The sequence below is a fragment of the Pseudomonas sp. TE50-2 genome (assembly GCF_040813665.1).
Classification (GTDB): Bacteria; Pseudomonadota; Gammaproteobacteria; order Pseudomonadales; family Pseudomonadaceae; genus Aquipseudomonas; species Aquipseudomonas soli.
The window spans coordinates 2,986,035-3,009,355 of record NZ_JBFNXN010000001.1 but is presented as its reverse complement, the minus strand read 5'-3'; the positions used below and the strand labels follow the sequence as shown (position 1 = coordinate 3,009,355).

The following is a 23,321-nucleotide window of genomic DNA, read 5'->3' as shown; positions in this document are numbered from 1 at the left end:
TCTCGTTATGGGTACGGCGTGACTTACAGCTTGTTCAGCGGGATCTTCAGATAGCTCACACCGTTTTCTTCAGGTTCGGGGAATTGCCCGCTGCGCATGTTGATCTGCACCGACGGCAAGATCAGCACGGGCATGTCGAGGGTCTTGTCACGGGCTTCGCGCATCTGCACGAAGCTGTCTTCGCTGACCCCTTGATGAATATGGATGTTGTTGGCGCGTTGCTCGGCCACGGTGGTGACGAAGCACAGCTCACGGCCACCAGGCAGGTAGTCGTGGCACATGAACAGCCGGGTCTGGTCCGGGAAGGCGAGCAGGCGACGGATCGACTTGTACAGGGTTCTTGCGCTGGCGCCCGGGAAGTCGCAACGGGCGGTGCCATAGTCAGGAGTGAACAAGGTGTCGCCGACGAACACGGCGGTCTCACCCGCATCCTCGATCATATAGCTCATGCACGCTGGGGTATGCCCAGGGGTGTGCAGTGCACGGGCATGCAGATTGCCGATGCGAAATCCTTCTTCATCTTCGAACAGAACGTCGAACTGGCTGCCGTCGCGAGCAAAGCCCGGCTCAGCGTTGAACAGGGTGCCGAAGACTTTCTGTACCTGGGTGATCTGCGCACCGATCGCGATGCTGCCGCCCAGCCGGGCCTTGAGGTAAGCCGCCGCGGACAGATGGTCGGCGTGCACATGGGTATCCAGGATCCATTGCACCTTGGCATCCAGCGCCTCGACGCGGGCGATCAGCTTATCCGCCGAATCGGTGCAGGTACGCCCGGACTTGGGGTCGTAGTCCAGCACGCTGTCGATCAGCGCGCATTGCCGCGTCTCGCCATCCATGACCAGGTAGCTGATGGTCCAGGTCGCCTTGTCGAAGAACTCTTCGACGTGAAGGTTGTTGCCGATGATCATTGCACTCTCCAGTTGTCCCAAGCCTCCTTGAAGGCATAGGCAGTGGGAGGTGCTTTATCAAGATGCATGCCAGCCTTTCAGATAGACGCCTTACCCCCGTAGGAACGGTCTCGAGCCGCGAAGGGCGCGCAGCAGCCCTCATTCCAGCAACCCAAAGGTGACAGTTCCTGGCAGTCGACTGTCAGTCGATGGCAGTGTTTGGCAGTCCTTGCTACGCTCGCCAGGTCCTTCCTCTGGTGCTGTCATGCTAGCCGCTTCCCATCCCGCGATCATCGCGCTGGTGTCATACCTTGAACACGATGTGCTGCCCAGCATCGTGCTGGACACCGACTACAACATCCTCGCCGCCAACGCGGCCTACCGTCGCCAGTTCGGCAATGAGGAGCACGCGCCAATCGGCGATAAGTGCCATCGAGTTTCCCATCACTACGCCGTTCCCTGCGACCAGGCGGGTGAGCACTGCCCGCTGCGCAAGTCGCTGGACAGCAAGGTGCCCGAGCGTGTGCTGCACATCCATCACACTCCGCGCGGGCCGGAACATGTGGATGTAGAGCTGCGTCCGATCCTCGACGACGAGGGCAGGGTGGTGGCGTTCGTCGAGCGGCTGACCAGCGTCACCCTGGCATCGGCACAACCTCAACAACAGGGTTTGGTTGGCCGGGCTCCGTCCTTCAAGAGCGCCGTTTCCAGTCTGCAACGTGCCGCCCCCGCGCAGATCCCGGTCTTGCTCCAGGGTGAATCCGGGACGGGCAAGGAGCTGTTCGCCCGGGCATTGCACCTGGGTAGCCCCCGAGCCAATGGCCCCTTGGTGGTGGTGGACTGCACCGGGCTGACCGAGTCGCTGTTCGAAAGTGAACTGTTCGGTTATGAGAAGGGTGCTTTCACCGGCGCGACCCAGCGCAAGATCGGCCTGGCAGAAGCGGCTCACGGGGGAACCTTGTTCCTCGACGAGATCGGTGAGGTGCCGCTGGCCATGCAGGTGAAGTTGCTACGTCTGATCGAGTCCGGAAGCTTCCGTCCGGTCGGCAGCACGCGCACAGTCCATTCAGATTTCCGTCTGGTCTCAGCAACGCACAAGCCATTGAAAGAGATGGCCGCCGAAGGAACATTCCGCGAAGACCTGTATTACCGCATCAGCGGATTTCCGATTCGCCTGCCGTCACTACGTGAGCGAGTCGAGGATTTGCCGTTGCTCTGTGAGAGCCTGCTGCAACGCATGGCCGGCAAGCACGCGCCCAAGATTACCGCCGAAGCCCTTGAGCGCCTCAACCTGCATACCTTCCCAGGCAACATTCGCGAGCTCAGGAACATCCTGGAACGGGCCCGGCTGTTTGCCGATGATGGTTTCATTCGTCCGGAACATCTGCCCGAAGACATCCATCCAGTATCAGATCAGAGTCATTTCGGCCGTCGCGGACGTAATGAAATGGCCGAGCTGGCGCATGCCTTGGAGACTTTCAAAGGATCACGTAACGAGCTGGCAGCACATCTGGGCATGAGTGAGCGCACGCTGTATCGACGACTCAAAACCCTCGGGCTGTGAATGTTCCACGTGAAACATTCTGGCGCTAAACCGTCGTTGCACATGGTCCCACCTTGGGACTAAACTAAAAGTCATGAAGATTATCGCCATTAGCCAACTGAAATCCTTTTGGGAAATCCATCCGGACTGTGAACAGCCATTGCGCGCCTGGGTCGATGAAGCCCGGAAAGCTACATGGGTTAACCCGGATACGATCAAAACTCAGTACCGAAACGCGAGCATCCTGAAAAGCAGACGGGTCGTGTTCAATATCAAGGGCAATGACTACAGGCTAGTGGTAGCCATTGCCTATCAGTTTGGCGCTGTCTACATTAAATTTATTGGTACCCACAAGGCGTACGACAAGATCGACGCAAATACTGTGGAGATGGAGTGACCCAATATGAATATCCGCCCAATCCGTACCGACCATGAATACCGGGCAGCACTCAAGGAGCTCGCTCCACTGTTCGAGAATGAGCCTCAGCCTGGAACTGCCGAGGGTGACGCTTTTGAAGTGATGATCACCTTGATCGAAGCTTACGAAGCAAAGAATTTTCCGGTAGACCTGCCAGACCCGATAGAAGCCATCAAGTTCCGAATGGAACAATCAGGCCTTACAGCAGCCGATCTTGTACCGGCCATTGGCAAGACGAATCGTGTCTATGAGGTACTGAATAGAAAGCGCTCGCTGACGCTCCCTATGATCTGGAAGCTGCACGATCTGTTCGGCATACCAGCTGAAAGCCTGATCAAACCAGTGAAAGCGGCTTGAAGCTGTTCATACAGATCGTGAACCGCACAAGAAAGCTACGCACACCTAAAGAAAAACCCCGGCACGAAGGCCGGGGTTTTCATTCACGGCACTTTGATGTGCCGAACGACAACTGATCAGAAGTCCAGGTTGGACACCGACAACGCGTTGCTTTCGATGAAGTCGCGACGTGGCTCGACCGCATCACCCATCAGGGTGTTGAACAGTTGGTCGGCGGCGATAGCGTCCTCGATGGTTACCTTGAGCATGCGGCGCACGGTTGGGTCCATGGTGGTTTCCCACAGCTGATCCGGGTTCATCTCACCCAGCCCTTTGTATCGCTGGATGGTGTGGCGCTTGGTGCTCTCGTTCATCAGCCAGTCGAGGGCTTCCTTGAACTCGGTGACCGCCTTGCGGCGCTCACCGCGCTGAACGTAGGCACCGTCACCCAACAACGTACCGAGGTTTTCGCCGAGGGCGACAACGCTGCGGTAGTCATTGCTGCCGAAGAAATCACGGTTGAAGGTGACGTAGCTGGCCAAGCCGTGGGAGGTGGTTTCCACCACTGGCAGCCAGATATTACGTTCCTTGTCCTCGTGCAAGTCAGCCTTGTAGGCCAAACCAGAACGCTGGCTGTTGTCCAGGCGCTGCTGGAACGCCTTGAGCCAATCATCCATCTGCGCCTTGTCAGCCAATTGCTCGACAGTAACTTTGGGCAGGTAGATGAAGTTCTCGGTCAGCTCTTCCGGATACAGGCGTGACAGACGCTTCAGCGTTTTCATCACACCGCGGAACTCGTTTACCAGTGCTTGTAGCTGAACACCAGAGACCGCTGGCGCTGCTTCATCCAGGTGCAGGCTGGCATCTTCCAGGGCCGATTGGGTCATGTATTCTTCCATGGCCTCGTCGTCCTTGATGTACTGCTCCTGCTTGCCTTTCTTCACCTTGTACAGCGGTGGCTGGGCAATGTAGATGTAGCCGCGCTCGACCAGCTCCGGCAACTGACGGAAGAAGAAGGTCAGCAGCAGGGTACGGATGTGCGAACCGTCGACGTCAGCATCGGTCATGATGATGATGTTGTGATAGCGCAGCTTGTCGATGTTGTACTCTTCGCGGCCGATGCCACAGCCCAGTGCGGTGATCAGCGTGCCGACCTCCTGCGAGGAGATCATCTTGTCGAAGCGCGCCTTCTCGACGTTGAGGATCTTACCCTTCAGCGGCAGGATCGCCTGGGTTCGACGGTTGCGGCCTTGCTTGGCCGAGCCACCCGCAGAGTCACCCTCCACCAGGTACAGTTCGGAAAGGGCAGGGTCCTTCTCCTGGCAGTCGGCCAGTTTGCCCGGCAAGCCAGCGATATCCAGGGCGCCTTTGCGACGAGTCATCTCGCGCGCTTTACGCGCCGCTTCACGGGCACGTGCGGCATCGATCATCTTGCCGACCACAGCCTTGGCTTCGTTGGGGTTTTCCAACAGGAAGTCGGCGAAGTATTTGTTCATCTCCTGTTCCACGGCGGTCTTCACCTCCGAGGAAACCAGCTTGTCCTTGGTCTGCGAACTGAACTTCGGATCCGGCACCTTGACCGAAATGATCGCGGTCAAGCCTTCACGAGCGTCGTCACCGGTGGTGGCAACCTTGTTCTTTTTCGCCAGGCCTTCCTGCTCGATGTAGCTGTTCAGGCTACGGGTAAGCGAGGAGCGGAAGCCAACCAGGTGGGTACCACCGTCGCGCTGGGGAATGTTGTTGGTGAAGCACAGCAGGTTTTCGTTGAAGCTGTCGTTCCACTGCAGGGCAATCTCAACACCCACGCCATCTTCACGCTGGACGTTGAAGTGGAAAACCTGGGAGTTGACCGGAGTCTTGTTGGTATTCAGGTACTCAACGAACGCACGCAGGCCACCCTCGTACTTGAAGAACTCTTCCTTGCCGCTGCGCTCATCCTTCAGCAGGATACCGACACCGGAGTTCAGGAACGACAGCTCGCGGATACGCTTGGCGAGGATATCCCAGCTGAAGTGGATGTTCTTGAAAGTCTCAGCCGAAGGCTTGAAGTGAATGTGGGTACCAGTGGTTTCGCTGTCACCCACTACGGCCATCGGCGCTTGGGGCACGCCATGGACGTAGGTCTGTTCCCAGATCTTGCCGCTACGACGAACGGTGAGCACCAGCTGTTCGGACAGTGCGTTCACTACCGATACACCTACACCGTGCAGACCGCCGGACACCTTGTAGGAGTTATCATCGAACTTACCGCCGGCATGCAGCACGGTCATGATGACCTCGGCCGCAGAAACGCCTTCTTCTTTATGCACATCGACCGGAATACCACGGCCGTTGTCACGGACGCTGATGGATTCGTCCGGGTGAATGATGACGGTGATGTCATCACAGTGTCCGGCCAGGGCTTCGTCGATCGAGTTGTCGACCACCTCGAATACCATGTGGTGCAGGCCGCTGCCGTCATCGGTGTCGCCAATGTACATGCCGGGACGTTTGCGTACGGCATCCAGCCCTTTCAGCACTTTGATGCTGGAGGAGTCGTACGTTTGATTTTCGCTCATGCCTTCACTCCCGATGGTCGTGGGTCTGGGTGATACGGCCTTGTTCCACGTGGAACAAGGCAACTGGCGTTTCCGTTTGCCAGCCTTCCCTCAGAAATTCGTGGTCTACACAGGTGATGAACACCTGGCAGTTCAATTCTTCAAGCAAGCGGCACAGGGCGCGGCGGTGCTGCTCGTCCAGCTCGGACGGCAAGTCATCCACCAGATAAATACACTGACCGCGACGAACCTGGCTGACTAGGTGCCCCTGAGCAATGCGCAGGGCGCAGACCACCAACTTCTGCTGCCCACGCGAAAGAATGTCGGCCGCATTGTTCGCGCCCAATCGAAGGCGCAGATCAGCACGCTGTGGCCCGGCCTGGGTGTGGCCCATCTGCTGATCGCGAAGGAGGGAGGTGGCGAGAACTTCATTGAGTTCCCGGTCCTTGTCCCAGCCTCGGTAGTAGCTCAGGGTCAGCCCGTCCAGTTCGACCAGTTCGCTCAGGGTCTGCTCGAAGACAGGCTTCAAGGCCTTGATATAGTTGCGACGGTATTCATCTATCTCCGCACTGGCGAGACATAACTCTCGATCCCAGGCGGCTTGCGAAACGGCGTCCAGTGTACCATGCCGGAGCCATGAGTTCCGCTGCCGCAGGGCCTTCTGCAGGCGCTGCCAGGTAGCCATGAAGCGGGGTTCCACGTGGAACACGCCCCAATCGAGGAACTGCCGGCGCACTTTGGGCGCACCTTCGAGCAGCCGGAAACTGTCCGGATTGATCAACTGCAAAGGCAGCATCTCTGCCAGTTGCGCGGCGCTGCGTGCGTTCTGTCCATCGATGCGAATGGTGAAATCCCCCTGGCGCTCCCGCGATACACCGAGGTTGCTCATACCGCCCTCAGCCAATTCGACCTGGCCGAACACCGTACAGGTCGGCTGATCGTACTGGATCACCGGGTTCAACCGGGTGCTGCGGAACGAGCGCGCAAGACCGAGCAGGTGCACAGCTTCGAGCACGCTGGTCTTGCCGCTGCCGTTGGCGCCGTAAAGGATGTTGATGCGAGGGGAGGGTGAGAGGGTCACCGGGTGCAGGTTGCGCACCGCGGTGACCGAGAGACGTCGAAGGGACATGTCGCCTGCTACGGGTTACAGACGCATCGGCATGACAACGTAGGACGAGTCGTCATTGCCGGCTTCCTGCAACAGGGCGCTGCTGTTGGAGTCCGACAGAATCAGGCGCACCTGCTCTGTAGTCATGACACCCAGCACGTCCAGCAGGTAGCTGACGTTGAAACCGATCTCCAACGAGCTGCCGCTGTAGTCGACGCTGATTTCTTCTTCCGCCTCTTCCTGTTCCGGGTTGTTGGCCTGGATCTTCAGCTGGCCAGCGGCCAGTTGCAGGCGAATGCCGCGGTACTTCTCGTTGGAGAGGATCGCGGTGCGGCTGAACGCTTCGCGCAGTGCCTGACGGTCGCCGATTACCAGCTTGTCGCCACCTTTAGGCAGAACGCGCTCGTAGTCCGGGAACTTGCCGTCCACCAGCTTGGAGGTGAAAGTGAATTCACCGGTGGTGGCACGAATGTGATGCTGGCCCAGAACGATGCTGACCATGCCCTCCGGGTCTGTCAGCAGGCGCGCCAGCTCCAGGATACCTTTGCGCGGCACGATGACCTGATGACGATCAGCTTGGTCGATCGGTGCCTGCATGGCGCACAGTGCCAGGCGATGGCCATCGGTGGCCACGGCACGCAGGGTACCGGGGGATACTTCCAGCAGCATGCCGTTGAGGTAGTAGCGCACGTCCTGTTGGGCCATGGCGAAGCTGGTGCGCTCGATCAGGCGGCGCAGTTTGCTCTGCTCAAGCTGACAAGTCAGCGAGCCTGGACCTTCTTCCACGGTCGGGAAGTCATTGGCCGGCAAAGTGGAAAGGGTGAAACGGCTGCGACCGGCCTTGACCAGCAACTTCTGCTCGTCGACCTTGATATCGATCAGCACATCGCTGGGCAGGCTCTTGCAGATGTCCATCAGCTTGCGCGCCGGGACGGTGATCTCGCCCGGTTCAGCCGGTTCTTCCAGCTGTACGCGGCCAACCAGTTCGACTTCCAGGTCGGTACCGGTCAACGACAGCTGCTGGCCTTGCACGACCAGCAGGACGTTGGACAGAACCGGCAAGGTCTGGCGGCGCTCGACGACGCCTGCGACCAGTTGCAGGGGTTTCAACAGGGCTTCGCGTTGAATGGTGAAATGCATGGTCTAGTCCCTTGCCTTCAAATAGCTGCGCAGACGGCCATCAGGTCGTCAGTGTACGCAGCAGGTTCTTGTAGTCCTCGCGGATGTCCGCGTCGGATTCCTTCAATTCATTGATCTTGCGGCAAGCGTGCAGCACGGTGGTGTGGTCGCGGCCGCCGAACATGTCGCCGATCTCCGGCAGACTGTGGTTGGTCAACTCTTTCGACAACGCCATCGCCACCTGCCGTGGCCGCGCCACCGAGCGCGAGCGACGCTTGGACAACAGATCGGAGATCTTGATCTTGTAGTACTCGGCCACCGTGCGCTGGATGTTATCCACACTGACCAGCTTGTCCTGCAGCGCCAACAAGTCCTTGAGCGACTCGCGGATCAGCTCGATGGTGATGTCGCGGCCCATGAAGTGCGAGTGGGCAATCACCCGTTTCAGGGCGCCTTCCAGTTCCCGCACGTTGGAGCGAATACGCTGGGCGATGAAGAAGGCGGCATCGTGCGGCAACTCGACCTTGGCCTGGTCGGCCTTCTTCATAAGGATGGCCACGCGAGTTTCCAGCTCCGGCGGCTCGACGGCGACCGTCAGCCCCCAGCCAAAACGCGACTTCAGGCGCTCTTCCAGGCCTTCGATTTCCTTCGGGTAGCGGTCACTGGTGAGGATCACCTGCTGGCCACCTTCGAGCAGGGCGTTGAAGGTGTGGAAAAACTCTTCCTGCGAGCGCTCCTTGCGGGCGAAGAATTGAATGTCATCGATCAACAGCGCATCGACCGAGCGGTAGAAACGCTTGAACTCATTGATCGCGTTCAATTGCAGCGCCTTGACCATGTCGGCCACGAAGCGCTCGGAATGCAGGTAGACCACCTTGGCATTCGGATTCTTTTTCAGCAGGTGGTTACCCACAGCGTGCATCAAGTGGGTCTTACCCAGGCCCACGCCCCCATAAAGGAAGAGCGGGTTGTAACCATGCTTGGGGTTGTCGGCGACCTGCCAGGCCGCGGCACGGGCCAGCTGGTTGGATTTACCCTCGACGAAGGTCTCGAAGGTAAAGGTACGGTTCAGGTAGCTGGTGTGCTTCAAGGCACCTTCGACCTGCACCGTGCGCTGCTCGGTACGCCCGTTGACCTTCGGCGCCGTGGTGGTGTCGCTCATGCTGTCGAAGCTGTCGCGGCTCGAAGGCTCTTCGACCTCGGCGACCTGCGCAGGCTCAGCCACTGGAGCATTTGCATGCTGCACCGCAGCCACCGACGGCTGCGCCTGCGTCTGCTGCGCAAGGGTCGCGGCAACGGCAGCGCTGACAGGTGCGTTGGGGGCGGCACGCGCTGCGGAGCTGCGACGGCTACCGATCAACAAGGAAAGCGCAGGGGCAATGCCGCTGCCCTGTTCACCCAGCAGTTCGAGCAGGCGGCCAAGGTACTTCTCGTTGACCCAATCAAGCACGAAGCGGTTGGGCGCATAGACGCGCAACTCGTCGCCTTCGGCTTCGACCTGTAGCGGACGGATCCAGGTGTTGAATTGCTGGGCAGGCAGTTCATCGCGCAGAAGCTCCACGCACTGCTGCCAAAGTTCCACTGACACGGATATCCCCTGAGTTGAAAGCCGGATGAGGCAAAACAAACCGCCATTGTACCGGGCAGGCGGCCAGTTATCCACACGTGGTGGCGTCCGCGATCACGGTAAAACTGCCAAAAACTGACGTTTACATCACTCAAGCGGTGTTGATAAGCCCTGTGGATAACGGCACCTGTGGGCTATGCACAACCCTGGGTTGAGATCTGTGGATAAAACCTCTGTGGATAAACACCGATTCAGCCCACAGCTTGTCCTCATGGCCCGCACAGACAGAGCACCCTTTACCGACAAGGTTGTGAAGCTCTGTACAGCTTGTAAAACGTGGCTTTGGCAGGCTTATCCACAGAAGGTTGTCCAGCTAAGATCTATAAGTTCTTCAGAAAAGCTTTTTATATGCCTCTTTGTTTTTTCTGTTTGCCTGCGTTTTGTCCCCGGGTTAACGGTCATCGTTCGAGGGAGATTCGATCTACCCTGATTCGACCTTCCATAAGGAATGGCTGGTTGGAAATTGACCTATTGCCTTGCTTTCTCTAGAATCGCCGATCTCTTAAAAAGGGGGCCCTTCCGGCCCGTTGTCGACCAACCCAGGTAACACGCCATGAAACGTACTTTCCAACCAAGCACCATCAAGCGCGCCCGCACCCACGGTTTCCGTGCCCGTATGGCTACCAAGAACGGCCGTGCCGTACTGTCGCGTCGCCGTGCCAAAGGCCGTAAGCGTCTGGCAATTTGATTTTTCGGCACAGGTGGTGAGTCAGGACTTCAGTCGGGAAAAGCGACTGCTTACACCCCGGCATTTCAAAGCGGTCTTCGACTCCCCAACCGGCAAGGTTCCAGGGAAAAACCTGCTTATCCTTGCCCGCGAGAACGGCCTCGATCATCCGCGCCTAGGCCTGGTGATCGGCAAGAAGAGCGTCAAGCTCGCCGTTCAACGCAATCGCCTGAAACGCCTGATGCGCGATTCGTTTCGCCTGAACCAGCAGCTGTTGGCTGGCCTGGACATCGTGATCGTCGCGCGCAAGGGGTTGGGCGAAGTGGAAAACCCAGAATTGCACCAACACTTTGGCAAGCTCTGGAAGCGACTGGTCCGCAGTCGGCCCTCTCCAGCGGTCGCCAATTCCGCAGGGGTAGACAGTCACAATGCGTAAACTGGCCCTCGTTCCGATCCAGTTTTACCGTTACGCCATCAGTCCACTGATGGCCAGTCACTGTCGTTTCTATCCCAGCTGTTCCTGTTACGCCTATGAAGCCATTGAAAACCATGGCCTCTTGCGTGGTGGGTGGCTGGCCGTTCGTCGCCTGGGGCGTTGTCATCCGTGGAACGACGGCGGTTTCGATCCCGTTCCACCTGCTCCTTCCTCCCGAACTTCTTCGATAGCCGAGTAATCATGGATATTAAACGCACGATCCTGATCGTCGCCCTGGCAATCGTGTCCTATGTCATGGTCCTCAAGTGGAACCAGGACTACGGCCAGGCTGCCCTGCCGACTCAGAATGCTGCTGCCAGCAATGCTGCCCCGGCCCTGCCGGACACCGTGCCGGCCGGCAACTCCGGTGCAAGTGCCGATGTGCCGAGCGCCAATGCTGAATCCAGCCCAGCCGAACTGGCGCCAGTGGCGCTCAGCAAGGACCTGATCCGGATCAAGACCGACGTCCTGGACCTGGCTATCGACCCGGTCGGTGGTGACATCGTCCAACTGACCCTGCCGAAGTACCCTCGTCGCCAGGATCATCCGGATATTCCGTTCCAGCTGTTCGATAACGGTGGCGAACGTGTGTATCTGGCCCAGAGTGGCCTGACCGGCGCCAACGGTCCGGACGCCCGTTCCACGGGTCGCCCGCTGTACGCCGCAGAGCAGAAGAGCTTCCAGCTGGCCGACGGCCAGGACCAACTGTCGGTCGACCTGAAGTTCAGCGAGAACGGCGTCAACTACATCAAGCGCTTCAGTTTCAAGCGCGGTGAGTATGACCTGACCGTCAGCTACCTGATCGACAACCAGAGCAGCCAGGCCTGGACCGGCAACATGTTTGCCCAGCTCAAGCGTGACGCCAGCTCCGACCCGTCGTCGAGCACCGCCACCGGTACCGCCACCTACCTGGGCGCGGCCCTGTGGACAGCTTCCGAGCCGTACAAGAAAGTGTCGATGAAAGACATCGACAAAGGTAGTTTGAAAGAAAATGTGACCGGCGGCTGGGTCGCCTGGCTGCAGCACTACTTCGTGACCGCCTGGATCCCGACCCACTCGGACAACAACGCCGTCCAGACCCGCAAGGACAGCCAGGGCAACTACATCATCGGCTACACCGGCCCGGCGCTTAACGTCCCTGCCGGCGGCAAGGTCGAAACCAGCGCCATGCTGTATGCCGGTCCGAAGATCCAGTCCAAGCTCAAGGAGTTGTCCCCAGGCCTGGAACTGACCGTCGACTACGGCTTCCTGTGGTTCATCGCCCAGCCGATCTTCTGGCTGCTGCAACATATCCACAGCCTGCTGGGCAACTGGGGCTGGTCGATCATCGTCCTGACCATGTTGATCAAGGGCCTGTTCTTCCCGCTGTCGGCCGCCAGCTACCGCTCGATGGCGCGCATGCGTGCCGTGGCGCCAAAACTGGCCCAGCTCAAGGAACGCTTCGGTGACGATCGCCAGAAGATGTCCCAGGCGATGATGGAGCTGTACAAGAAAGAGAAGATCAACCCGCTGGGCGGCTGCCTGCCGATCCTGGTGCAGATGCCGGTGTTCCTGGCCCTGTACTGGGTACTCCTGGAAAGCGTCGAGATGCGCCAGGCCCCGTGGATGCTGTGGATCACCGACCTGTCGATCAAGGATCCGTTCTTCATCCTGCCGATCATCATGGGCGCCACCATGTTCATCCAGCAGCGCCTGAACCCGACCCCGCCCGATCCGATGCAGGCGAAGGTAATGAAAATGATGCCGATCATCTTCACCTTCTTCTTCCTGTGGTTCCCGGCTGGTCTGGTGCTGTACTGGGTTGTGAACAACTGCCTGTCGATCGGACAGCAGTGGTACATCACTCGTCGTATCGAGGCTGCGACCAAGAACGCAGCCGCTTGACGGGCTGCTACGCTAGCCTGTGAACAAAAACGCCCCCCTGGGGCGTTTTTGCTATCTGTCGTATTCGTTGTAGAGGTTCGAGCATGAACACAGTGCGTGAAACCATTGCCGCCATCGCCACCGCCCAGGGCCGTGGCGGGGTAGGCATCGTCAGATTGTCCGGCCCGCTGGCCCGCCAGGCCGGGCAAGTCATCACCGGGCGCAATACGCTGAACCCGCGGCATGCCCATTACGGCCCGTTCCGCGATGACGATGGCCTGGTGCTGGATGAAGGGATCGCGCTGTTCTTCCCCGGGCCGAACTCGTTCACAGGCGAAGATGTGCTGGAGCTGCAGGGCCACGGCGGCCCGGTAGTCATGGACATGCTGCTGCAACGTTGCCTGCAGCTCGGTTGCCGGCTGGCACGTCCAGGCGAATTCAGCGAGCGAGCGTTCCTCAACGACAAGCTCGACCTGGCCCAGGCCGAGGCAATCGCCGACCTGATCGAAGCCAGCTCCACACAGGCTGCGCGCAATGCCCTGCGTTCCCTGCAAGGGGCATTCTCCAAGCGTGTGCATGGCCTCACCGAAGCTCTGATCGCCCTGCGCATCTATGTCGAAGCCGCCATCGACTTCCCAGAGGAAGAGATCGATTTTCTCGCCGATGGCCATGTGCTGCGCATGCTCGATGAAGTACGTGACACGTTATCCACAGTTCAGCGCGAAGCAGGACAAGGCGCATTGCTTCGCGACGGCATGACCGTGGTCATCGCAGGTCGGCCGAACGCCGGCAAGTCTAGCCTGCTCAACCAGTTGGCCGGGCGTGAAGCGGCAATCGTCACCGATATCGCCGGCACCACCCGGGATATCCTCCGCGAACATATCCACATCGACGGCATGCCGCTGCATGTGGTCGACACCGCAGGCTTGCGCGACACCGATGACCATGTGGAAAAGATCGGTGTGGAACGGGCGCTCAAGGCCATCGGAGAGGCCGACCGTGTGCTCCTGGTAGTCGATTCGACGGCACCGGAAGCCACTGATCCGTTTGCCTTGTGGCCAGAGTTTCTCGATCAGCGCCCCGACGTGGCAAAGGTCACCCTCATTCGCAACAAGGCGGATCTCAGTGGCGAGGTCGTGGGCCTGGAGCAAAGCGACGATGGGCACGTCACCATCACCCTCAGCGCCCGGGACAACGACATGGGCCTGGATCTGCTGCGTGAGCATCTCAAGGCCTGTATGGGCTATGAACAAACCGCCGAAAGCAGCTTCAGCGCTCGTCGCCGGCACCTGGAGGCGCTACGCCAAGCCAGTGCCCACCTCGAGCATGGCCGCGCGCAGCTGACCCTCGCCGGTGCCGGTGAGCTGCTGGCAGAGGACCTGCGCCAGGCACAGCAAGTGCTGGGTGAAATTACCGGAGCATTCAGCTCGGATGACCTGCTGGGGCGGATCTTCTCCAGCTTCTGCATTGGCAAGTGATCCCACAGGGTTCGATTCGCAACAAAGCCGCTCTCTGGAGCGGCTTTTTTTTGCCTGCGATTCGTGTCGGTACGGGTCATTGCAAGCAAGCCAGCCACCACGGACGACAAGCGCTGCGGAAAATATTTCATCAACAGCGTTCCGCACGCCTGGCTAAGCTCTGTGGAAAACTCGACCTCAGCTCCGTTGATAACCAGGCTTTTTTTCTGAGGACAAACCTGTCTGTGGGTAACAGCACGATTCATCCACAGGTTAAACAGCGGTATCCAGAGCCCCCAGGGCCACCTGGACACAGGGTTATGATTCTCTGTACACATTGAAATATATGGGCTGTAGATACTTATGCACAGACAGGTGGGTGTCTAAACATAAACATAAAAACAAAGCTTTTTTAAATTTTTCCTCTTTGTTTTCTTTTACCTGCCACTCATCCACAGCCTGGTCAAATTTTGCTCAGAAGGTTTCTTTGGAGGGCGGGAAGTCCCTATACTTGTCCGCTTACCTTCTCTATTCGCAAAAACAGGCACGAGGTGCGTGGTGGATTTCCCTTCCCGTTTTGAAGTGATCGTCATCGGCGGCGGCCATGCCGGTACCGAGGCTGCGCTTGCGTCCGCACGCATGGGTGTGAAAACCCTGCTGCTGACCCATAACGTGGAAACCCTCGGTCACATGAGCTGCAACCCGGCCATCGGTGGCATTGGCAAGAGCCACCTGGTCAAGGAAATCGATGCGCTCGGCGGCGCAATGGCGCTGGCCACCGACAAGAGCGGCATCCAGTTCCGCGTTCTGAACAACCGCAAGGGCCCGGCGGTACGCGCCACCCGTGCACAGGCGGACCGCGCCATCTACAAGGCCGTGGTACGTGAAATCCTGGAAAACCAGCCCAACCTGTGGATATTCCAGCAGTCGTGCGATGACCTGATCGTCGAGCAGGACCAGGTCAAGGGCGTGGTCACGCAAATGGGCCTGCGGTTCTTCGCCGACTCCGTGGTACTGACCAGCGGGACTTTCCTCGGTGGACTTATCCACATCGGTTTGCAGAACTATTCCGGTGGCCGCGCGGGTGATCCGCCCGCCAATGCCCTGGCCAACCGCATGCGTGAATTGCCGCTGCGTGTCGGCCGGCTGAAAACCGGTACCCCGCCGCGCATCGATGGCCGTTCGGTGGACTTCTCGGTGATGACCGAGCAACCGGGCGATACGCCGATCCCGGTAATGTCGTTCATGGGTAATGCCGACATGCATCCGCGCCAGGTGAGCTGCTGGATTACCCACACCAACGCCCGCACCCACGAGATCATTGCCTCGAACCTCGACCGTTCGCCGATGTACTCGGGGGTGATCGAAGGCATCGGCCCGCGTTATTGCCCGTCGATCGAGGACAAGATCCACCGCTTCGCCGACAAGGAAAGCCACCAGGTGTTCATCGAGCCGGAAGGCCTGACCACCCATGAGCTGTATCCCAACGGCATTTCCACATCGTTGCCGTTCGACGTGCAGCTCGAGATCGTCCGCTCGATCCGCGGCATGGAGAACGCGCACATCGTGCGCCCAGGCTATGCCATCGAGTACGACTACTTCGATCCGCGCGACCTGAAGTACAGCCTCGAGACCAAGGTCATCGGCGGCCTGTTCTTCGCAGGCCAGATCAACGGCACCACCGGCTACGAAGAAGCCGGTGCCCAAGGCCTGCTGGCCGGAACCAACGCGGCGCTGCGCGCCCAGGGCCGTGAAAGCTGGTGCCCGCGCCGCGACGAGGCGTACATCGGCGTGCTGGTCGACGACCTGATCACCCTCGGCACCCAGGAGCCGTACCGCATGTTCACTTCGCGAGCCGAGTACCGGCTGATCCTGCGCGAAGACAACGCCGACCTGCGCCTGACCGAGAAGGGCCGCGAACTCGGCTTGATCGACGATGAGCGCTGGGCGGCGTTCAGCGCCAAGCGCGAAGGCATCGAGCGTGAAGAGCAGCGCCTGAAGAGCACATGGGTGCGGCCGAACACGCCGCAAGGCCAGGCCATTGTGGATAAGTTCGGCACGCCATTGGCGCATGAGTACAGCCTGCTCAACCTGCTTGCCCGCCCTGAAATCGACTACGCTGGCCTGATCGAGGCAACCGGCGGCGAGAACATCGATCCACAGGTCGCCGAACAGGTCGAGATCAGGACCAAGTACGCCGGCTACATCGACCGCCAGCAGGAAGAGATTGCCCGCCTGCGCGCCAGCGAAGACACGCGTCTGCCTGTGGATATCGACTACACGACCATTTCCGGGCTGTCCAAGGAGATCCAGGGCAAGCTCGGCGACACCCGGCCAGAGACCCTGGGCCAGGCTTCGCGTATTCCCGGCGTCACCCCGGCGGCGATTTCCCTGTTGCTGATTCACTTGAAAAAACGCGGCGCAGGCCGCGAATTGGAGCAAAGCGCTTGAGTTCCCCGGTCACCCCGCAACATGCCGAAGAGTTGTCCACAGGTGCGCGTCAGCTTGGTGTCGAGCTGACCGCGCAGCAGCACGAACTGCTGCTGGGCTACCTGGCCCTGTTGATCAAATGGAACAAGGCCTACAACCTGACCGCCGTGCGCGACCCCGACGAGATGGTCTCGCGTCACTTGCTCGACAGCCTCAGCGTCATGCCGTTTATCCACAATGACACCCAGCGTTGGCTGGATGTCGGCAGCGGCGGCGGCATGCCGGGTATTCCGCTGGCCATCCTGCACCCGCACAAGCAGGTGACGGTGCTCGACAGCAACGGCAAGAAGACGCGCTTCCTCACCCAGGTGAAGATGGAGCTGAAACTGGACAACCTCACGGTTATCCACAGCCGGGTGGAAGAGGTCCAGCCCGAGCAGCCGTTCTGCGGGATCGTCTCCCGGGCCTTCAGCAGCATGGAGAATTTCACCAACTGGACCCGCCACCTGGGTGACAGCCGCACGCAATGGCTTGCAATGAAGGGGCTGCATCCTGCCGATGAACTGGTAGCATTGCCCGCAGACTTCACAGTGGAAAGCGAGCAGGCCCTGACCGTTCCAGGTTGCCAGGGCCAGCGCCATCTGCTGATACTGCGCCGCAAGGCATGACTGGGAACACGAGCAACAATGGCTAAGGTATTCGCAATCGCGAACCAGAAGGGTGGTGTGGGCAAGACCACCACCTGCATCAATCTCGCCGCATCGCTGGCCGCGACCAAGCGTCGCGTGCTGCTGATCGACCTCGATCCACAGGGCAACGCCACCATGGGCAGCGGTGTGGATAAGCACGAGCTCGAGCATTCGGTGTACGACCTGCTGATCGGGGAATGCGACCTGGCCCAGGCCATGCACTACTCCGAGCACGGTGGTTACCAGCTGTTGCCGGCCAACCGCGACCTGACCGCCGCCGAAGTGGTCCTGCTGGAAATGCAGATGAAGGAGAGCCGCCTGCGCAACGCGTTGGCGCCGATCCGCGAGAACTACGACTACATCCTCATCGACTGTCCGCCGTCGCTATCGATGCTGACGCTCAATGCGTTGGTCGCCTCCGATGGCGTGATCATCCCCATGCAGTGCGAGTACTACGCGCTGGAAGGGTTGAGCGACCTTGTGGATAACATCAAGCGTATCGCCGCCCGGTTGAACCCGGAGCTGAAGATCGAAGGCCTGCTGCGGACCATGTACGACCCGCGCCTGAGCCTGAACAACGATGTTTCGGCGCAGCTCAAGGAGCACTTTGGCGAGCAGCTGTACGACACGGTGATTCCGCGCAACATCCGCCTGGCGGAGGCGCCGAGCTTCGGCATGCCGGCACTGGCCTACGACAAGCAATCCCGTGGCGCGCTGGCGTATCTGGCGTTGGCCGGGGAACTGGTCCGTCGTCAGCGCCGCCCATCACGCATTGCACAAACAACTTAAGGAATCCGCATGGCCATCAAGAAACGCGGTCTCGGACGTGGGTTGGATGCACTGCTCAGTGGTCCTTCCGTCAGCGCGCTCGAAGCGCAGGCTGTCAAGATCGACCAGAAGGAACTGCAACACCTGCCGGTCGAGCTGATCCAGCGCGGCAAGTACCAGCCGCGTCGCGACATGGATCCCGAGGCGCTGGAAGAACTGGCGCACTCGATCCGTACCCATGGCGTCATGCAGCCGATCGTGGTTCGCCCGATCGGTGACAACCGCTACGAGATCATCGCTGGTGAGCGCCGCTGGCGCGCCACCCAGCAGGCTGGCCTGGATACCGTTCCGGCCATGGTCCGCGAAGTACCCGACGAAGCCGCCATCGCCATGGCGCTGATTGAGAACATCCAGCGCGAGGACCTCAACCCGCTGGAAGAGGCGCTCGCCCTGCAGCGTCTGCAGCAGGAGTTCGAACTGACCCAGCAGCAGGTGGCCGATGCCGTCGGCAAGTCGCGGGTCACCGTGGCCAACCTGTTGCGGCTGATCTCGCTGCCTGAGGCGATCAAGACCATGCTCGCCCATGGCGACCTGGAGATGGGCCACGCCCGCGCCTTGCTCGGCCTTGAGGAAGATCGGCAGGAAGAAGGGGCGCGTCATGTTGTCGCACGGGGCCTCACCGTGCGCCAGACCGAGGCACTGGTGCGTCAGTGGCTCAGTGGCAAACCTGAGCCGGTCGAGGCGAGCAAACCTGATCCGGATATCACGCGTCTTGAACAGCGTCTGGCAGAGCGCCTGGGCTCGGCGGTACAAATTCGCCATGGCAACAAGGGCAAAGGCCAGTTGGTTATTCGCTACAACTCCCTTGACGAGTTGCAAGGCGTGCTTGCTCACATCCGCTGAAACAATTCCTGTTGTAGCGCGCAGTCGGAAATCACTACCCAAGAGTTGAATAGGGGTTAATCCACCCCTATACTCTGCGCGCATTTTGTCGGCACAAATTATGCCAAGTCATTGTTGACGAGGCGGTCGACTTTCGAGGAGCAGTTGTGATGGAAATCCGCACGCCAAACCGCCTGCCTTTCCATCGCTGGGCGGTTTTTCCGGTACTGCTGGCTCAATTTGTCGTACTGCTGCTGGCAACGCTGGTGTTGTGGCAGTGGAAAGGGGTGGTCAGTGGATATTCAGGCCTTTGCGGAGGTTTGATTGCCTGGCTGCCCAATGTGTATTTCGCCTGGAAGGCTTTTCGCTTCAGCGGAGCCCGGGCGGCGCAGGCCATCGTCAAGTCGTTTTACGCGGGCGAGGCAGGCAAGATGATTTTGACGGCAGTGCTGTTTGCACTGACCTTTGCAGGAGTGAAGCCATTGGCGCCGTTGGCAGTATTCGGCGTCTTCGTGCTGACCCTTTTGGTCAGCTGGTTCGCGCCCCTGCTGATGAATAAAAGACTTTCGAGACCTTAGGGCGTTTGAGGCAACCATGGCAGCAGAAACCGCTTCGGGCTATATCCAGCACCACTTGCAGAACCTGACCTACGGTCAACTACCAGACGGCAGCTGGGGCTTGGCCCATTCGGCTGCAGAAGCCAAGGCAATGGGCTTCTGGGCGTTCCACCTGGACACCCTGGGCTGGTCCGTTGCGCTGGGTCTGATCTTCCTGTTCATCTTCCGCATGGCGGCTAAAAAGGCCACTTCCGGCCAGCCTGGCGCCCTGCAGAACTTCGTCGAAGTGCTGGTGGACTTCGTCCACGGCAGCGTGAAGGATTCCTTCCACGGCCGCAGCCCGGTGATCGCCCCGCTGGCGCTGACCATCTTCGTCTGGGTATTCCTGATGAACGCCATCGACCTGGTACCGGTCGACTGGATTCCTCAGCTGGCCATCCTGATCTCCGGTGATCCGCACATTCCGTTCCGCGCGGTGTCGACCACCGACCCGAACGCCACCCTGGGCATGGCCCTGAGCGTGTTCGCGCTGATCATCTTCTACAGCATCAAGGTCAAGGGTATCGGCGGCTTCATCGGCGAGCTCACCCTGCACCCGTTCGGTAGCAAGAATATCTTCGTGCAGATCCTGCTGATCCCGGTGAACTTCCTGCTCGAGTTCGTCACCCTGATCGCCAAGCCGATCTCGCTGGCACTGCGTCTGTTCGGCAACATGTACGCCGGCGAGCTGGTGTTCATCCTGATCGCGGTGATGTTCGGCGCCGGCATCCTCTGGCTCAGCGGCCTGGGTGTGGTGCTGCAGTGGGCGTGGGCTGTGTTCCACATCCTGATCATCACCCTGCAAGCTTTCATCTTCATGATGCTGACCATCGTCTACCTGTCGATGGCTCACGAAGATAACCATTAAGACCGCCTGGCGTGTCTGATAGCCTTCCCCGCCCGTTTGGGGGGAGGGCTTAAAAAGTCCGCAAGGGCATGCTGTACCAAACGATTTGTTTTACCGCTTCAAACTAAAAACCTAACCAATACGACGTAAAAGTCGGGAGGAAAGATGGAAACTGTAGTTGGTCTGACCGCTATCGCTGTTGCTCTGCTGATCGGCCTGGGTGCTCTGGGTACCGCCATTGGTTTCGGCCTGCTGGGCGGCAAGTTCCTGGAAGGCGCTGCTCGCCAGCCAGAAATGGTTCCAATGCTGCAGGTCAAAATGTTCATCGTTGCCGGTCTGCTCGACGCCGTAACCATGATCGGTGTTGGTATTGCTCTGTTCTTCACCTTCGCGAACCCCTTCGTTGGTCAGATCGCCGGCTAATCACTCGTTCCTACGAGTTGATTGGTGTGATGGACAAAGACCGAGCGAGGTGTTGGCGTGAACATTAATGCAACCCTGATTGGCCAATCCGTTGCTTTTCTGATTTTTGTACTCTTCTGCATGAAGTACGTATGGCCTCCGGTCATCACTGCCCTGCAAGAGCGCCAAAAGAAGATTGCCGACGGCTTGGACGCTGCCAACCGCGCAGCTCGCGACCTGGAGCTGGCCCAAGAGAAAGCGGGTCAGCAACTGCGTGAAGCGAAGGCACAGGCAGCCGAAATCATTGAGCAAAGCAAGAAACGCGCTGCTCAGCTTGTCGAGGAAGCCCGTGAACAGGCTCGCGTCGAAGCTGACCGTGTGAAGGCTCAGGCTCAAGCCGAGATCGAACAGGAACTGAACAGCGTCAAAGACGCCCTGCGTGCCCAAGTGGGTGCCCTGGCTGTTGGCGGTGCTGAAAAGATCCTTGGCGCCACAATCGATCAAAACGCGCATGCGGAGCTGGTTAACAAACTGGCCGCTGAAATTTAAGCGAGGGCGATCATGGCAGAACTGACCACGTTGGCCCGACCTTACGCTAAGGCTGCCTTCGAGCATGCCCAGGCCCATCAGCAACTGGCCAATTGGTCAGCCATGCTCGGCCTGGCTGCTGCGGTGTCGCAAGACGACACCATGCAGCGCCTGCTCAAGGCCCCGCAACTGACTAGCGCAGAAAAGGCCGCCGCATTCATTGAAGTGTGCGGTGACAAGTTTGACGCCAAGGCACAGAATTTCATTCATGTTGCCGCGGAAAACGAACGTCTCCTGCTTCTGCCGGAGATTTCGACTCTGTTCGACCTGTACAAGGCCGAGCAAGAGAAGTCCGTGGACGTGGAAGTCACCAGTGCTTTTGCGTTGAACCAAGAACAGCAAGACAAACTCGCCAAGGTTCTCAGTGCACGGTTAGGCCAGGAAGTGCGCCTGCACGCGTCGGAGGATGCCAGCCTGATCGGCGGCGTCGTCATCCGCGCTGGCGACCTGGTAATCGACGGTTCGGTTCGCGGGAAAATCGCGAAACTGGCCGAAGCCTTGAAATCTTGAGTTTGAAGGGGCAGCAGAGCAATGCAGCAACTCAATCCTTCCGAAATTAGTGAAATCATCAAGGGCCGCATCGACAACCTCGATGTCGGCTCCCAAGCCCGTAACGAAGGTACCGTCGTTTCGGTTTCCGACGGCATCGTGCGGATCCACGGTCTGGCCGACGTCATGTACGGCGAAATGATCGAGTTCCCTGGCAGCGTATTCGGCATGGCCCTGAACCTGGAGCAAGACTCCGTAGGTGCAGTGATCCTGGGTGCCTATGACACCCTCGCCGAAGGCATGAGCGCCAAGTGCACCGGCCGCATCCTGGAAGTTCCGGTTGGTAAGGAACTGCTGGGTCGCGTCGTCGACGCACTGGGTAACCCGATCGACGGCAAAGGTCCTCTGGGCAATACCCAGACCGACGCGGTCGAGAAAGTAGCTCCAGGCGTGATCTGGCGTAAGTCGGTAGACCAGCCTGTACAGACTGGCTACAAGTCCGTCGACGCCATGATCCCTGTCGGCCGTGGCCAGCGCGAGCTGATCATCGGTGACCGTCAGATCGGCAAGACCGCCATGGCCATCGACGCTATCATCAACCAGAAAGACTCCGGTATTTTCTGTGTTTATGTTGCCGTCGGCCAGAAGCGTTCCACCGTTGCCAACATCGTTCGCAAGCTGGAAGAAGCCGGCGCCCTGGCCAACACCATCGTGGTCGTTGCCAGTGCTTCGGAATCCGCCGCACTGCAGTTCCTGGCGCCTTACGCCGGCTGCACCATGGGCGAGTTCTTCCGTGACCGCGGTGAAGACGCCCTGATCGTTTACGATGACCTGTCCAAGCAGGCCGTTGCCTACCGTCAGATCTCCCTGCTGCTGCGCCGTCCACCAGGACGTGAAGCGTACCCAGGCGACGTGTTCTATCTCCACTCCCGTCTGCTGGAGCGTGCATCGCGCGTTTCCGAAGAGTACGTCGAGAAGTTCACCAACGGTGCTGTAACTGGCAAGACTGGCTCGCTGACCGCTCTGCCGATCATCGAAACCCAGGCTGGCGACGTTTCCGCGTTCGTTCCGACCAACGTGATCTCGATCACCGACGGTCAGATCTTCCTGGAATCGGCCATGTTCAACGCAGGCATCCGTCCTGCCGTTAACGCCGGTGTGTCGGTATCCCGTGTTGGTGGTGCCGCCCAGACCAAGATCATCAAGAAGCTGTCCGGTGGTATCCGTACCGCCCTGGCCCAGTACCGTGAACTGGCGGCCTTCGCCCAGTTCGCTTCGGACCTGGACGAGGCTACCCGCAAGCAGCTGGAGCATGGTCAGCGCGTTACCGAGCTGATGAAGCAGAAGCAGTACGCGCCAATGTCGATCGCCGACATGGCCCTGTCGCTGTACGCCGCTGAGCGTGGTTTCCTGACCGACGTAGAAGTCTCCAAGGTTGGCAGCTTCGAGCAAGCTCTGATTGCCTACTTCAACCGTGATCACGCCGAACTGATGGCCAAGATCAACGTGAAGGGTGACTTCAACGACGAAATCGACGCTGGCATGAAAGCCGGTATCGAGAAGTTCAAGGCCACCCAGACCTGGTAAGCCGCA

23 protein-coding genes are annotated in these 23,321 nt (G+C 59.3%); 18 read left to right on the top strand and 5 right to left on the bottom strand.

Annotated features, from left to right (window positions below):
• Nucleotides 1-23: 23 nt before the first annotated feature.
• Nucleotides 24-908: an MBL fold metallo-hydrolase gene (locus AAHK21_RS13655; RefSeq protein WP_367857500.1), complete on the bottom strand. Its 885-nt coding sequence runs from the start codon at nucleotides 906-908 to the stop codon at nucleotides 24-26.
• A gap of 244 nt (nucleotides 909-1,152) precedes the next feature.
• Here AAHK21_RS13655 and AAHK21_RS13650 point away from each other — a divergent pair, with 244 nt between their 5' ends.
• From AAHK21_RS13650 to AAHK21_RS13640, 3 genes are all read left to right on the top strand, one after another.
• Nucleotides 1,153-2,451: a sigma-54 interaction domain-containing protein gene (locus AAHK21_RS13650; RefSeq protein WP_367857499.1), complete on the top strand. Its 1,299-nt coding sequence runs from the start codon at nucleotides 1,153-1,155 to the stop codon at nucleotides 2,449-2,451.
• Nucleotides 2,452-2,524: 73 nt separating this feature from the next.
• Nucleotides 2,525-2,827 carry a type II toxin-antitoxin system HigB family toxin gene (locus AAHK21_RS13645; protein WP_046853569.1) on the top strand — a complete coding sequence of 101 codons (303 nt, stop codon included), beginning with the start codon at nucleotides 2,525-2,527 and terminating at the stop codon, nucleotides 2,825-2,827.
• Nucleotides 2,828-2,833: 6 nt separating this feature from the next.
• Nucleotides 2,834-3,205: a type II toxin-antitoxin system HigA family antitoxin gene (locus tag AAHK21_RS13640; RefSeq protein ID WP_046853568.1), complete on the top strand. Its 372-nt coding sequence runs from the start codon at nucleotides 2,834-2,836 to the stop codon at nucleotides 3,203-3,205.
• 116 nt (nucleotides 3,206-3,321) lie between these two features.
• Here the strand turns inward: AAHK21_RS13640 and gyrB are convergent, their stop codons facing one another.
• From gyrB to dnaA, 4 genes are read right to left on the bottom strand one after another with little or no spacing between them, the layout of a single operon-like run.
• A complete protein-coding gene (gene gyrB, locus AAHK21_RS13635; protein WP_367857498.1) occupies nucleotides 3,322-5,742 on the bottom strand; it encodes a DNA topoisomerase (ATP-hydrolyzing) subunit B in 2,421 nt (806 codons plus the stop codon).
• Nucleotides 5,743-5,746: 4 nt separating this feature from the next.
• On the bottom strand, nucleotides 5,747-6,850 hold the full coding sequence (gene recF, locus AAHK21_RS13630; RefSeq protein WP_367857497.1) for a DNA replication/repair protein RecF: 1,104 nt from the start codon (nucleotides 6,848-6,850) through the stop codon (nucleotides 5,747-5,749).
• 15 nt (nucleotides 6,851-6,865) lie between these two features.
• Complete coding sequence (dnaN, locus tag AAHK21_RS13625; RefSeq protein ID WP_046853565.1) at nucleotides 6,866-7,969, bottom strand: DNA polymerase III subunit beta; 1,104 nt, start codon at nucleotides 7,967-7,969, stop codon at nucleotides 6,866-6,868.
• 40 nt (nucleotides 7,970-8,009) lie between these two features.
• Nucleotides 8,010-9,536, bottom strand: coding sequence for a chromosomal replication initiator protein DnaA (dnaA, locus tag AAHK21_RS13620; protein WP_367857496.1), 1,527 nt, complete (start codon nucleotides 9,534-9,536; stop codon nucleotides 8,010-8,012).
• Nucleotides 9,537-10,128: 592 nt separating this feature from the next.
• Between dnaA and rpmH the strand changes: the two genes are divergently transcribed.
• The 15 genes from rpmH to atpA all read left to right on the top strand — a co-directional run bounded on the left by rpmH (nucleotide 10,129) and on the right by atpA (nucleotide 23,315).
• Nucleotides 10,129-10,263, top strand: coding sequence for a 50S ribosomal protein L34 (gene rpmH, locus AAHK21_RS13615; RefSeq protein ID WP_003253163.1), 135 nt, complete (start codon nucleotides 10,129-10,131; stop codon nucleotides 10,261-10,263).
• 13 nt (nucleotides 10,264-10,276) lie between these two features.
• Nucleotides 10,277-10,678, top strand: coding sequence for a ribonuclease P protein component (gene rnpA, locus AAHK21_RS13610; RefSeq protein ID WP_031314399.1), 402 nt, complete (start codon nucleotides 10,277-10,279; stop codon nucleotides 10,676-10,678).
• Nucleotides 10,671-10,916: a membrane protein insertion efficiency factor YidD gene (gene yidD, locus AAHK21_RS13605; protein ID WP_011536514.1), complete on the top strand. Its 246-nt coding sequence runs from the start codon at nucleotides 10,671-10,673 to the stop codon at nucleotides 10,914-10,916. The genes rnpA and yidD overlap by 8 nt, the downstream gene beginning before the upstream one ends.
• 2 nt (nucleotides 10,917-10,918) lie before the next feature.
• Nucleotides 10,919-12,601 carry a membrane protein insertase YidC gene (gene yidC, locus AAHK21_RS13600; protein ID WP_038707083.1) on the top strand — a complete coding sequence of 561 codons (1,683 nt, stop codon included), beginning with the start codon at nucleotides 10,919-10,921 and terminating at the stop codon, nucleotides 12,599-12,601.
• 83 nt (nucleotides 12,602-12,684) lie between these two features.
• On the top strand, nucleotides 12,685-14,058 hold the full coding sequence (gene mnmE, locus AAHK21_RS13595; protein ID WP_367857495.1) for a tRNA uridine-5-carboxymethylaminomethyl(34) synthesis GTPase MnmE: 1,374 nt from the start codon (nucleotides 12,685-12,687) through the stop codon (nucleotides 14,056-14,058).
• Nucleotides 14,059-14,595: 537 nt separating this feature from the next.
• Nucleotides 14,596-16,488: a tRNA uridine-5-carboxymethylaminomethyl(34) synthesis enzyme MnmG gene (gene mnmG, locus AAHK21_RS13590; RefSeq protein WP_102683386.1), complete on the top strand. Its 1,893-nt coding sequence runs from the start codon at nucleotides 14,596-14,598 to the stop codon at nucleotides 16,486-16,488.
• A complete protein-coding gene (rsmG, locus tag AAHK21_RS13585; RefSeq protein WP_102683387.1) occupies nucleotides 16,485-17,135 on the top strand; it encodes a 16S rRNA (guanine(527)-N(7))-methyltransferase RsmG in 651 nt (216 codons plus the stop codon). The genes mnmG and rsmG overlap by 4 nt, the downstream gene beginning before the upstream one ends.
• Nucleotides 17,136-17,153: 18 nt before the next feature.
• Nucleotides 17,154-17,945: a ParA family protein gene (locus AAHK21_RS13580; protein WP_023628558.1), complete on the top strand. Its 792-nt coding sequence runs from the start codon at nucleotides 17,154-17,156 to the stop codon at nucleotides 17,943-17,945.
• A gap of 9 nt (nucleotides 17,946-17,954) precedes the next feature.
• Nucleotides 17,955-18,827 carry a ParB/RepB/Spo0J family partition protein gene (locus AAHK21_RS13575; protein WP_023628559.1) on the top strand — a complete coding sequence of 291 codons (873 nt, stop codon included), beginning with the start codon at nucleotides 17,955-17,957 and terminating at the stop codon, nucleotides 18,825-18,827.
• 149 nt (nucleotides 18,828-18,976) lie between these two features.
• Nucleotides 18,977-19,384: a F0F1 ATP synthase subunit I gene (locus AAHK21_RS13570; protein ID WP_011536507.1), complete on the top strand. Its 408-nt coding sequence runs from the start codon at nucleotides 18,977-18,979 to the stop codon at nucleotides 19,382-19,384.
• A 16-nt stretch (nucleotides 19,385-19,400) separates the two neighbouring features.
• Complete coding sequence (gene atpB / locus AAHK21_RS13565) at nucleotides 19,401-20,270, top strand: F0F1 ATP synthase subunit A (RefSeq protein WP_023628560.1); 870 nt, start codon at nucleotides 19,401-19,403, stop codon at nucleotides 20,268-20,270.
• Nucleotides 20,271-20,414: 144 nt separating this feature from the next.
• A complete protein-coding gene (gene atpE / locus AAHK21_RS13560; RefSeq protein ID WP_003097235.1) occupies nucleotides 20,415-20,672 on the top strand; it encodes a F0F1 ATP synthase subunit C in 258 nt (85 codons plus the stop codon).
• 57 nt (nucleotides 20,673-20,729) lie between these two features.
• On the top strand, nucleotides 20,730-21,200 hold the full coding sequence (locus AAHK21_RS13555; protein WP_023383136.1) for a F0F1 ATP synthase subunit B: 471 nt from the start codon (nucleotides 20,730-20,732) through the stop codon (nucleotides 21,198-21,200).
• A 12-nt stretch (nucleotides 21,201-21,212) separates the two neighbouring features.
• Nucleotides 21,213-21,749 carry a F0F1 ATP synthase subunit delta gene (locus tag AAHK21_RS13550; RefSeq protein WP_023628561.1) on the top strand — a complete coding sequence of 179 codons (537 nt, stop codon included), beginning with the start codon at nucleotides 21,213-21,215 and terminating at the stop codon, nucleotides 21,747-21,749.
• A 21-nt stretch (nucleotides 21,750-21,770) separates the two neighbouring features.
• Entirely contained in the window at nucleotides 21,771-23,315 is a 1,545-nt protein-coding gene (atpA, locus tag AAHK21_RS13545) for a F0F1 ATP synthase subunit alpha (protein WP_038707082.1), read from the top strand.
• The last annotated feature ends 6 nt before the right edge of the window (nucleotides 23,316-23,321 follow it).

What these genes read in the sequence shown, in the direction of transcription:
- AAHK21_RS13655 (WP_367857500.1), bottom strand. Translation starts at nt 908, where the DNA reads ATGATCATCGGCAACAACCTTCACGTCGAAGAGTTCTTCGACAAGGCG.
- AAHK21_RS13650 (WP_367857499.1), top strand. Translation starts at nt 1,153, where the DNA reads ATGCTAGCCGCTTCCCATCCCGCGATCATCGCGCTGGTGTCATACCTT.
- AAHK21_RS13645 (WP_046853569.1), top strand. Translation starts at nt 2,525, where the DNA reads ATGAAGATTATCGCCATTAGCCAACTGAAATCCTTTTGGGAAATCCAT.
- AAHK21_RS13640 (WP_046853568.1), top strand. Translation starts at nt 2,834, where the DNA reads ATGAATATCCGCCCAATCCGTACCGACCATGAATACCGGGCAGCACTC.
- gyrB (WP_367857498.1), bottom strand. Translation starts at nt 5,742, where the DNA reads ATGAGCGAAAATCAAACGTACGACTCCTCCAGCATCAAAGTGCTGAAA.
- recF (WP_367857497.1), bottom strand. Translation starts at nt 6,850, where the DNA reads ATGTCCCTTCGACGTCTCTCGGTCACCGCGGTGCGCAACCTGCACCCG.
- dnaN (WP_046853565.1), bottom strand. Translation starts at nt 7,969, where the DNA reads ATGCATTTCACCATTCAACGCGAAGCCCTGTTGAAACCCCTGCAACTG.
- rpmH (WP_003253163.1), top strand. Translation starts at nt 10,129, where the DNA reads ATGAAACGTACTTTCCAACCAAGCACCATCAAGCGCGCCCGCACCCAC.
- yidD (WP_011536514.1), top strand. Translation starts at nt 10,671, where the DNA reads ATGCGTAAACTGGCCCTCGTTCCGATCCAGTTTTACCGTTACGCCATC.
- yidC (WP_038707083.1), top strand. Translation starts at nt 10,919, where the DNA reads ATGGATATTAAACGCACGATCCTGATCGTCGCCCTGGCAATCGTGTCC.
- mnmE (WP_367857495.1), top strand. Translation starts at nt 12,685, where the DNA reads ATGAACACAGTGCGTGAAACCATTGCCGCCATCGCCACCGCCCAGGGC.
- AAHK21_RS13580 (WP_023628558.1), top strand. Translation starts at nt 17,154, where the DNA reads ATGGCTAAGGTATTCGCAATCGCGAACCAGAAGGGTGGTGTGGGCAAG.
- AAHK21_RS13575 (WP_023628559.1), top strand. Translation starts at nt 17,955, where the DNA reads ATGGCCATCAAGAAACGCGGTCTCGGACGTGGGTTGGATGCACTGCTC.
- AAHK21_RS13570 (WP_011536507.1), top strand. Translation starts at nt 18,977, where the DNA reads ATGGAAATCCGCACGCCAAACCGCCTGCCTTTCCATCGCTGGGCGGTT.
- atpB (WP_023628560.1), top strand. Translation starts at nt 19,401, where the DNA reads ATGGCAGCAGAAACCGCTTCGGGCTATATCCAGCACCACTTGCAGAAC.
- atpE (WP_003097235.1), top strand. Translation starts at nt 20,415, where the DNA reads ATGGAAACTGTAGTTGGTCTGACCGCTATCGCTGTTGCTCTGCTGATC.
- AAHK21_RS13550 (WP_023628561.1), top strand. Translation starts at nt 21,213, where the DNA reads ATGGCAGAACTGACCACGTTGGCCCGACCTTACGCTAAGGCTGCCTTC.
- atpA (WP_038707082.1), top strand. Translation starts at nt 21,771, where the DNA reads ATGCAGCAACTCAATCCTTCCGAAATTAGTGAAATCATCAAGGGCCGC.